This window comes from Chryseosolibacter indicum (genome assembly GCF_018598585.1).
In the GTDB taxonomy this organism is placed as follows: domain Bacteria; phylum Bacteroidota; class Bacteroidia; order Cytophagales; family Cyclobacteriaceae; genus Chryseosolibacter; species Chryseosolibacter indicus.
Genome location: NZ_JAHESD010000132.1, coordinates 1 through 2,887 on the forward strand (window position 1 = coordinate 1; position 2,887 = coordinate 2,887).

A 2,887-nucleotide genomic window follows, 5' to 3' on the forward strand; every position below is an offset into this window, starting at 1 on the left:
TCTCAAACTTCGCACCACGGTCAATGAGTTTTGTCTCTAAAGCAAATGGCACTACCTTCTCCAGTCCAACCGCGATTTCTTCTTCATTGGTAAATGCATTGATTTTCTTTCCATCCACAAGATACTTGCCATTGCTCAGTTTGATATTCACTAATCCTGCTGGGCCATGACACACTGCACCGACCACGCCGTTGCTTTCATAGATCACTTTGGCAATCTCTGCAAGCTTTTCGTTGTCCGCGAAATCCCACATGGCACCATGACCACCCGCATAAAAAATCGCTACATATTCCGATGGATTAACATCTGAAGGCTTCAAGGTATGCTCGACTTTATCCCGATATATTTTATCATTCCAGAATTTTTGATTTACTGCATCTTCCAGATTGAATCCATCAACCGGAGCCTTACCTCCCTTAGGACTCACAAAATCAATTTCATATCCCGCTTCATGAAGAACTTCCCACGGATGGGATACTTCTCCTAAATAATAACCTGTAGGTTCTCCTGTACTTCCTTTCTTGTCGTGGCTCGTCACAACGAAGAGTATTTTCTTTTTCATAACACCTGAATTTTTAGTTTGTGAATTTGCTTGCACTATGATGGCCGTCACGAAGGTGAGCGCCCATAACATCTTTCCTATGCAATAGAATGTCTTGTTCATGTTTTGTATTTTAATAATGACAAAATTGAACAAACGTCAACTGAATTTACAGGAGGTACGTCACAACTTTTGTGTGACGTATGTCACACCATTAAGAGGAAAGGCGACTCAATGTTTCCCTGGATACACCGAGGTAAGAGGCAATCAGGGTTTTGGGAACACGCTGAAAGAGAGTAGGATGCTGTTTGAGAAAGGATTCATATCGTCCTTTTGCGTCACTGTTCATTAAGGACAGGATCCGCTGCTGAAGTGCAATGTATCCTGAATTGGATTTGCGCCTGAAAAAGTGTTCGATCTTATGAAGTTCCGCGCAAAGTTTCTCACGATTTGTCAGCGAAAGACAAAGCACTTCTGTGTCCTCCAGGCAATCTACGTTCAGCGTGGCGTTCGTTTTATTAAAGTATGCCTGATAGTCACACACCCACCAATCTTCCATGGCGAATTGAAGAATGTGTTCTTTATTTTCATCGTTAGTAAACGATGCTTTAACCAGGCCTTTGATCACAAAGAAATCATTCGGAACCGGTACCCCTTCCTGGACCAAAAACTGATGCTTTTTAAATTTCTTAGCAACAAAATGAGTGCTTATGTATTCGAATTCCTGATCCGAAAGCGGTGTAATCTTTTCGAAATGTTGGCGCAGCTGCGGACTCATAATGTACCGTCTTTACCTTGCAATATAACATTCATTGCTTTACCGAGTTGGAATAAGGATACCTGTTAGAAAAGAAAAAACATTAATTAGGTTTTAAGAATGCCTCTTATTAATGAACTCTTGAAACGGTACCATCAAAGCATCAATGCCTTCCATTCATCTCGGTACCACCTCCCTGCTTTTTTCTCAAAGAAATTCCTTGCATGAGTTGTAGTACTATTCCCTTGCTAATGGGTAAAACCAGAATAATCCGGCGTTGAAATGTTTAGAAACCTTAGGTAAGGTTGATTCCGTCATGTGGGTAACTGAAGGTAGTCGCTCAAGACAACATTTGACTATATATACAAAAGATTTTATGCAATGTAAGATCAACCCACCTTTTACACGGGGCGCCAATTGCCCATTCAGTACCTTTAGAGTCCATTAGTCTATAGCATGAATAAACTTCTTTCTCTTGTGATCCTCGTTATCGCGGGTCACGTGTCAGCACAGCAGTCACCGGAGATTATAGCTTACTATAATAAATCCTGGGAGCGCACATACTCTGAGCATGCTGAATATTATCGCGTGCTCGTTAAAGAAGATCCTGAAGGTGTATTCCATGTCCAGGATCATTACATCAGCGGAGAACTCGAGATGGAAGCTATATGCACCGGATTGTTCCCTCAACTGGTAAAGGAAGGCAAGGCTGTCAACTACTACAAAAATGGGAAAGTAAAAACTGAAGGTGATTACAGCAACGGTCAAAAACAAGGCCTGCATAAAACATACTTTGAAAACGGTCAGATCGAAAGCGAGATCATCTACTACATAGAAGATATTGCACCATCCTATCAACAGTACTGGACGGAAGCAGGTCAGCCACTAATTTCAAACGGAGCAGGGCTCGTAACAAAAACGCTCGAGGATCAGACGACATACCTGGAAATTAAAGACTCTAAACTGCTGAACGCTTTTTCTGTTGACGCCCAAGCCGATACAGCATACACTGTCTGCGAAGTTGCACCAGAATATCCAGGCGGATACGAGGCACTTGCGCAAGACTTGGTTAAAAACCTCAAATACCCTAAGTCCGCCCGCATGGAAGATACTGAGGGGACGGTATATGTTCAATTTGTGCTTGATAAAAAAGGTCAAATAACGAACATAAAGGTGTTGAAGGGAATTAGTGCCGATTGCGATGTTGCAGCCATGCGTGCTGTATCGAAGCTGAAGCCTTGGGCATCTGGTCGTGCCAGCAACAAATTCGTCAGGGTTCGCATTGTTCAGCCCGTACGGTTCAAATTAATATAGTGCACTTGTGTCTTTGACACTCAGTTTAGGCAAAAGCGTGCTTTAAGTTTTGGCTACAACGAACATCACATTGGCTACTTACGTGTTTTAGCATTGCTCCAGTTTTTGTAAAGCTAATGATGTTGAAAGGCAGCTATTGATGTAATGTGTGAAGCATTGGCGACATACTATACGTTTAAGCGGACGCTTGAACGAGTTCTTAGGCTAGCAGTTCTAAATAAACACAACAAACTTCTTCGGCAGGTCTTTCTCTCCTTACTTTTTTCCTTGATGAA

The 2,887-nt window shown here is 42.1% G+C and carries 3 protein-coding genes; 1 reads left to right on the forward strand and 2 read right to left on the reverse strand.

Going from position 1 to position 2,887, the window contains the following annotated elements; all coding sequences use genetic code 11:
• Both KK060_RS24650 and KK060_RS24655 read right to left on the reverse strand, forming a co-directional pair.
• Window positions 1-562, reverse strand: a 562-nt coding sequence (locus tag KK060_RS24650; protein WP_254157916.1) for a type 1 glutamine amidotransferase domain-containing protein, incomplete at its 3' end; no start/stop codon positions are given.
• Window positions 563-755: 193 nt separating this feature from the next.
• Window positions 756-1,319, reverse strand: a complete 564-nt coding sequence (locus KK060_RS24655) for a Crp/Fnr family transcriptional regulator (protein ID WP_254157918.1) — start codon at window positions 1,317-1,319, stop codon at window positions 756-758.
• Between the two features lie 435 nt (window positions 1,320-1,754).
• On the opposite strand from KK060_RS24655, the gene KK060_RS24660 reads away from it, so the two are divergent.
• Window positions 1,755-2,612 (forward strand): energy transducer TonB, encoded by an 858-nt coding sequence (locus tag KK060_RS24660; protein WP_254157920.1) that lies wholly within the window; start codon window positions 1,755-1,757, stop codon window positions 2,610-2,612.
• Window positions 2,613-2,887: the final 275 nt, after the last annotated feature.